Origin of the sequence: Acidaminococcus fermentans, assembly GCF_009696675.1 — a bacterium.
Taxonomy (GTDB): Bacteria; Bacillota; Negativicutes; order Acidaminococcales; family Acidaminococcaceae; genus Acidaminococcus.
This window is the reverse complement of sequence record NZ_VULN01000006.1, coordinates 132,719-138,861: the sequence shown is the minus strand read 5'-3', so window position 1 is coordinate 138,861 and position 6,143 is coordinate 132,719. Positions and strand designations below refer to the sequence as shown.

Here is a 6,143-nt window from a genome sequence, read left to right as displayed (position 1 = left end):
TCGCCACTAAGAACATTCCGAAGAAAGTTCTCCGTTCGACTTGCATGTGTTAAGCACGCCGCCAGCGTTCGTCCTGAGCCAGGATCAAACTCTCCAAAATAGGTATTTTGAAGAGCCTCATGGCTCTTGAAAAACTAGCTTTGATTTTTTTAACCTGGTTGTCATCCAGGTGACTCGATCTCATCACTAAAAGTGACTTGACCCGCACATCTGTCAACAATATTCAGTTCTCAAAGTTCGTCTCGCTGTCTCAGCGACAGCTTCTATATAATACCAGACTTTCGTTTCTTTGTCAACAACTTTTTTCTTTCAATGTTTCAGTTGAAACATTTCGTTGTTGGAAACCCAGTCGGTTGTTGCCTTCTCAAAGAGAAAGCTTGTATATAATATCAAAAACAGAGACAGCTGTCAACAACTTTTTTATTCTGCCAGTCCATATTCATTCTGACCCGGCTGGCTTTCTGCAAAAAGCAGGTACAGGAACATGAGCAGGTTCAGGGCGGGCACCACACAAACAAACATCCAGAAGCCGGAATGGCCCCGGTCGTGGAGCCGCCGGACCGCCAGGGAAATTTGGGATACAAAAAGCCCCAGAAGTGCCAGATAGCCCAAGGGAGCCAGGAAAGGAAGGATGCCGCAGATAAGGCCGATGATCACCGCTGCCAGCAGCAGCACCAGCCACCGGCAGATATAGGTTCCCCGGCTCATCCGCCCGTTGAAGGAGAAGTACATGGGTTTCCAGGTGTTGGCATCGGGGATGTTGGCCTGGAACCGGGCGCTGAAGCTGGGGTTCCCGTTGGGACCGTACTGCTGGTACTGCTGTTGCTGGTACCCCTGCTGCCAGTTCCCCTGGCTCTGCTGCTGCCAGGTCTGTTGGCCCTGGGTTTCCCCGGCCGTCCCCTGTCCCTTCTGATCAGGAGCCGGTTCCGCCGGTACTGCCGGCTGTTCCGGCTGGGCGCCGTCCCCCCGCATGGCCTGGCTCACCGGAGTCAGCACCAGGGGGGTGCCGTCTTCCGAACAGAAATTCTGGGAATCCTCATAGATTTTATGACATTTGGGACAGGTTTTCATGATTTGCTCCTCTGCTTTTTCTGGGGATGCTTTGCATAATAGGTGGCCAGCTGGTCCCCGATATATTCTCCGTAGGTGTCGCCTTTTTTGTTCCACACATCGTTCACCGCATAGTGATCGGTCATGTTGTTCTCTTCGTCAAAGGTACACAGATACAGGGTCTTCGCCTTTTCGTTCTTTACATCATACCGAGTCTGGGACACCAGGATCTTGGTGCCGTTCACCGGCTTTTTCATGACGGTCTTTTCCCACACCTGATAGGTGTTGGGGCCTTTTTTTTCCAGGGAATCCGGATTGAACCATTTCCGGCCCAGACCAGGGAGGGTCTTAATGAACACCCAGGGTCCCCGCCACCGGGAATAATCCCATTCGTACCGGGCCCGGGTAAAGAGACTGGTCATGGGCTGGAATTCCTGCCATTCCTGGATTTTCCGGTTCCCGGCAGTCTTTCTCCCTTTGGCATCCAGCTGATAGCTGCTCAACTGCCGCCACTTTTTCCCCTTCATGTCGTATTCCCGGTGCCGGAGTTCGCCAGTCATTCCTTTGGCATCGGGCTGATCCCAGAGAACTTTCTCCCAGACCAGCAGGGAGGTGTCCTCCGGCCGTTTCAGGCTGTCCCGGTCCATAAAGATCCGGCCCTCTTCGCTGCCCCCCAGGGTCATCCAGTGGACGGCCAGGGCCGGCAGGGGAAGGACCGTCAGGAGCAGGCCCGTCACACAGGCTCCCAACCACTTTTTCATAACTGACACCTCCGGAAATTTTCTGCTTTGCCCCCCATTATAACATGAAAAAAGGGGCTGTGAAACAGCCCCTTTTTTCAATCTTCCTTATGCACCAGGACTTCCCGCACGGCCTTTTCGAACTTGGCCCTGGGCAGCAGCACATAATGGCCGCAGCCCCGGCATTTAATGCCGAAGTCCATGCCCACCCGGAGCACGTCCCATTCATAGGATCCGCAGGGATGGGCTTTTTTCATCCGGACAATGTCCCCCACTTTGTAATCCGTGTCAGTTTTCATGGGCATCATCTACTTTCAGGGTGGAAATGTCGGTGATCACGAACCCGGCATCCCGGATGGTCTGGATGATGTCCATGGCGTTTGTCAGATCAGCCCGTACGGTAATGGCAGCCCGTTTGGGTCCGATCTTCCGGGTCAGGACGGAAATGATGTTTACGCCCCGTTTCTTGAAGATGTCTGCCAGCTCGGCCAGCACCCCTACCCGGTCCTGGGTATCCACAGTGATCTTGGTGGACGTCTTGGCATAGCCCAACAGGTCCACAAAGGCCTTGAACACATCCGTATCGGAAATGATCCCCACCACTTTGTTGGCGGTATCCACCACCGGCAGGGCTCCGATTTTGAATTTGTACATGAGATAGGCGGCGGTTTCCACCCCGTCTTCCGCCTTGACGGTGATCACCGCCTTGGTCATCAGGTCCTTGGCTTTCAGTTTGCCCAGGATGTAGTTGGCTTCATACCGGTCCAGGGTACTGGCGTCGGAAGGCGTGGCCCGGGCCACATCCCCGTCGGTGACAATGCCCTTCAGGTGGCCGTCTCCGTCCACCACCGGGATCCGGCGCAGGTTGTTGTTCAGCATCAGTTCCCGAATTTCCAGCAGGGACTGTTCCCCGGTGACTACTTTTACAACTTTGGTCATCAGATCTTTCACTTGCATGGTTCTGCCTCCTTGTCAGCCGCCCAGATAGGCTTTCTGCACGGCTTCACTGGCTGCCAGTTCGGCGGCCGTCCCGGACAGGACCACCCGCCCGGTTTCCAGTACATAGGCCCGGTCTGCAATGGACAGGGCCATGTTGGCGTTCTGTTCCACCAGGAGGACCGTGGTGCCTTCACTGTTGATTTCCTTGATGATGGAGAAGATTTCCCGCACCAGAAGGGGCGCCAGCCCCATGGAAGGTTCGTCCAGGATCAGCAGCTGGGGACGGCTCATAAGAGCCCGGCCCATGGCCAGCATCTGCTGTTCCCCGCCGGACAGGGTGCCGGCGGTCTGGCTGACCCGTTCCTTCAGACGGGGGAATTTTTCAAAGACTCTCTCTTTGTCCCGGGCAATGCCGTCTTTGTCGGTCCGAAGATAGGCCCCCATGTCCAGGTTTTCCATAACCGTCATTTCCGCAAACACGTGACGGCCTTCCGGCACCTGGACCAGCCCCCGTCCCACCAGTTTGTGGGCAGGGATTCCCACGATTTCTTCCCCTTTATAGAGGATGCTGCCGGTTTTGGGTTTGATCAGTCCGGAAATGGTATGAAGGGTGGTGGATTTCCCGGCCCCGTTGGAACCGATCAGGGTGACGATTTCCCCATCCCCCACTTCCATGTTCAGATCCTTCACGGCGTGGATGGCCCCGTAGTAGACATTCAGATTTTTGATGGTGAGCATCAGGATACCTCCTCGCCCAGATAGGCCTTGATGACCCGTTTGTTGTGCTTGATTTCCTCAGGGGTGCCGTTGGCAATGCAGATGCCGTATTCCAGCACATAGATCCGCTGGCACACGTTCATGACCAGGCCCATGTCGTGTTCGATCAGGAGGATGCTCAGGTTGAATTCCTTTTTGATCCACCGGATCATTTCCATCAGTTCCTTGGTTTCCTGGGGATTCATACCCGCTGCCGGTTCGTCCAGCAGCAGCAGTTTGGGAGAGGTAGCCAGGGCCCGGGCAATTTCCAGCCGCCGCTGTTCCCCATAGGGCAGGTTCTTGGCGGTTTCGTCCCGGAGCTTTTCCAGGTGGAAGATTTTCAGCAGGGCCAGGGCCTTTTCCTCGATGGATTCCTCTTCTTTGAAATACCGGCCGAACCGGCCGATGGCTTCCACCAGACCGTACCGGACCTGGCTGTTGAAGGCGATTTTTACATTGTCCAGCACCGATAGTTCTGAGAACAGCCGGATGTTCTGGAAGGTCCGGGCGATCCCCATCTGGGTCACCTGGTAGGGTTTCTTTCCGTTGATCCGCTGACCGTTGAAGGTGATTTCCCCTTCAGAGGGTTCATACACCCCGGTGAGCATGTTGAAGGCCGTGGTTTTCCCGGCGCCGTTGGGGCCGATGAGACCGATCAGTTCTCCTTCGTCGATCTGCATGGTCAGGTTGGATACAGCCCGGAGGCCCCCAAAGATCATGGACGCGTTATTCACTTTGAGCAGTTCCGCCACGAGACCCACCTCCCAGTTTCATAGATTGGAACATTTTCAGGCTCAGTTCCTTGTTGCCGAAGATTCCCTGAGGCCGGTTCAGCATCAGGACGATCAGGACGATGGAGTAGATCACCATCCGCCATTCCGGATAATCTGCCAGGGCGGCAGAAATGGCCGTCAGCAGCACAGCCCCGGAAATGGACCCACTGATGGAGCCCAGACCTCCCAGCACCACCATAGTCAGTACGTCAAAGGAACGCATGAAGGTGAAGGATGCAGGATGGGCGATGTAGTAGTAATGGGAGAACAGGGCACCCGCGGTACCGGCAAACCCGGCGCCGATGGTGAAGGCCATCACCTTGTACTTGGTGGTGTTGATGCCCATGGTTTCCGCGGCGATCTCATTTTCCCGGATGGCCAGGCAGGCCCGGCCGTCAGCGGAATTCTTGAAGTTCTTGATGAAATAGACCACGAACACCGTGATCCAGAAGGCAATGGGGAAAGTGGTCAGCCGGGGGATCCCCATAAAGCCGGAGGCCCCGCCCACATAGTCGATGTTCAGGATGGCGATCCGGATGATTTCCCCCAGGCCCAGGGTGGCAATGGCCAGATAGTCCCCGTTGAGCCGCAGGGTGGGCATGCCGATCAGGAAGCCCAGGAAGGCGGCGGACACGGTGGCCACAATGAGAGCAATGGGGAAATCCATCCCCAGCTTCACGGTGATGATGGCGGAGGTATAGGCCCCTACCGCCATAAAGCCTGCATGGCCGATGGAGAACTGGCCGGTAAGGCCGTTGATCAGGTTCAGGCTCACAGCCATGATGATGTTGATCAGGATCAGGATCACGTTGGTTTCCCAGTAATCATCCAGGATCTCTTCGTCAAAGAGGAAGTAGAACACAACAAAGAGGATCACCATGATTCCCAGACCCAGCAGGTCCTGTTTGTGGAGGGATTGACGTAAACTCTTCATGGCATTCACCTACACTTTCTCTTTCACGTTCTTGCCCAACAGACCGGTCGGCTTGTAGAGCAGGATCAGAATCAGGATGGCAAAGGCCGCCGCATCCCGATAGGTGGAAGAAAAGAAGCCGGAGACCATGGCTTCCACCAGGCCCATGATGATGCCCCCCAGCATGGCACCGGGCAGGATCCCGATGCCGCCCACAACGGCGGCGATAAAGGCTTTGATCCCGGGCATCATGCCCATGAGGGGATCAATGGAGTTGTAGTAGATTCCCACCAGCACACCGGCAGCCGCTGCCAGAGCGGACCCCAGGGCAAAGGTGGTGGAAATCACCCGGTCGGTGTCGATGCCCATGAGCTTGGCAGCATCCGCATCATAGCTTACCGCCCGCATGGCTTTCCCGGCCTTGGTCTTGTTGACGATGTAGGTCAGGGCCAGCATCAGCAGCAGGGCGCTGACCAGGATCAGGATCTGCTGGTTGTTCACCACCACGCCCCCGATATGGTACACCGTGGGAGCGAACATCGGCGGGAAGGTCCGGGGCTGGGGAGAAACCAGCAGGATCATGCCGTTTTCCAGAAAGAAGGAAACGCCGATGGCGGTGATCAGAGCCGCAATCCGGGGCGCGTTCCGCATGGGCTTGTAGGCGATCCGTTCAATGAGGATCCCGGCCAGGGCCGCCCCGATCATGGCCACGATCAGGGCCGGAAAGAACGGCAGTCCGGCTTTGGTAATGGCCACAAAGCCGATATAGGCGCCCAGCATGTAAATATCCCCGTGGGCGAAGTTGATGAGTTTGATGATCCCGTAGATCATGGTGTAGCCCAGAGCGATCAGGGCATAGATGCTGCCCAGGGATACCCCATTGACGATCTGTTGGGCGAACTGATGGGCAAAGGATCCGGTATCCATAAGCACCCCTCCTTGTGAAAAAGTTTGGCGTCAGACCGGAGACCG

Annotated in this window: 8 protein-coding genes and 1 rRNA gene; all 9 read right to left on the bottom strand. The window is 56.0% G+C overall.

Translation table 11 applies throughout. The features are described 5' to 3' along the window. Positions 1 to 100: ribosomal RNA gene (locus FX155_RS05660) — 16S ribosomal RNA — on the bottom strand; the annotation flags it as partial. Between the two features lie 320 nt (positions 101 to 420). After that, positions 421 to 1,071, bottom strand: coding sequence for a DUF805 domain-containing protein (locus FX155_RS05655; protein ID WP_022486836.1), 651 nt, complete (start codon positions 1,069 to 1,071; stop codon positions 421 to 423). Then, the gene (locus FX155_RS05650) at positions 1,068 to 1,811 is read right to left on the bottom strand and encodes a hypothetical protein (protein ID WP_022486835.1); all 744 of its coding nucleotides are present in this window, start codon (positions 1,809 to 1,811) and stop codon (positions 1,068 to 1,070) included. The genes FX155_RS05655 and FX155_RS05650 overlap by 4 nt, the downstream gene beginning before the upstream one ends. A 77-nt stretch (positions 1,812 to 1,888) precedes the next feature. After that, positions 1,889 to 2,089 (bottom strand): DUF951 domain-containing protein, encoded by a 201-nt coding sequence (locus FX155_RS05645; RefSeq protein ID WP_022486834.1) that lies wholly within the window; start codon positions 2,087 to 2,089, stop codon positions 1,889 to 1,891. Then, the gene (locus FX155_RS05640) at positions 2,079 to 2,747 is read right to left on the bottom strand and encodes a CBS and ACT domain-containing protein (RefSeq protein ID WP_154488005.1); all 669 of its coding nucleotides are present in this window, start codon (positions 2,745 to 2,747) and stop codon (positions 2,079 to 2,081) included. The genes FX155_RS05645 and FX155_RS05640 overlap by 11 nt, the downstream gene beginning before the upstream one ends. Positions 2,748 to 2,762: 15 nt before the next feature. Further along, on the bottom strand, positions 2,763 to 3,467 hold the full coding sequence (locus FX155_RS05635; protein WP_022486832.1) for an ABC transporter ATP-binding protein: 705 nt from the start codon (positions 3,465 to 3,467) through the stop codon (positions 2,763 to 2,765). Then, positions 3,467 to 4,237 (bottom strand): ABC transporter ATP-binding protein, encoded by a 771-nt coding sequence (locus FX155_RS05630; RefSeq protein WP_022486831.1) that lies wholly within the window; start codon positions 4,235 to 4,237, stop codon positions 3,467 to 3,469. Before FX155_RS05630 ends, FX155_RS05635 begins: the two co-directional genes overlap by 1 nt. Continuing rightward, complete coding sequence (locus tag FX155_RS05625) at positions 4,212 to 5,192, bottom strand: branched-chain amino acid ABC transporter permease (RefSeq protein ID WP_022486830.1); 981 nt, start codon at positions 5,190 to 5,192, stop codon at positions 4,212 to 4,214. The genes FX155_RS05630 and FX155_RS05625 overlap by 26 nt, the downstream gene beginning before the upstream one ends. A gap of 9 nt (positions 5,193 to 5,201) precedes the next feature. Continuing rightward, the gene (locus FX155_RS05620) at positions 5,202 to 6,098 is read right to left on the bottom strand and encodes a branched-chain amino acid ABC transporter permease (protein WP_022486829.1); all 897 of its coding nucleotides are present in this window, start codon (positions 6,096 to 6,098) and stop codon (positions 5,202 to 5,204) included. Positions 6,099 to 6,143 lie beyond the last annotated feature (45 nt).

Coding starts and splice junctions, on each gene's coding strand:
- FX155_RS05625 (WP_022486830.1), bottom strand. CDS start 5,192: ATGAAGAGTTTACGTCAATCCCTCCACAAACAGGACCTGCTGGGTCTG.
- FX155_RS05635 (WP_022486832.1), bottom strand. CDS start 3,467: ATGCTCACCATCAAAAATCTGAATGTCTACTACGGGGCCATCCACGCC.
- FX155_RS05645 (WP_022486834.1), bottom strand. CDS start 2,089: ATGAAAACTGACACGGATTACAAAGTGGGGGACATTGTCCGGATGAAA.
- FX155_RS05620 (WP_022486829.1), bottom strand. CDS start 6,098: ATGGATACCGGATCCTTTGCCCATCAGTTCGCCCAACAGATCGTCAAT.
- FX155_RS05655 (WP_022486836.1), bottom strand. CDS start 1,071: ATGAAAACCTGTCCCAAATGTCATAAAATCTATGAGGATTCCCAGAAT.
- FX155_RS05650 (WP_022486835.1), bottom strand. CDS start 1,811: ATGAAAAAGTGGTTGGGAGCCTGTGTGACGGGCCTGCTCCTGACGGTC.
- FX155_RS05640 (WP_154488005.1), bottom strand. CDS start 2,747: ATGCAAGTGAAAGATCTGATGACCAAAGTTGTAAAAGTAGTCACCGGG.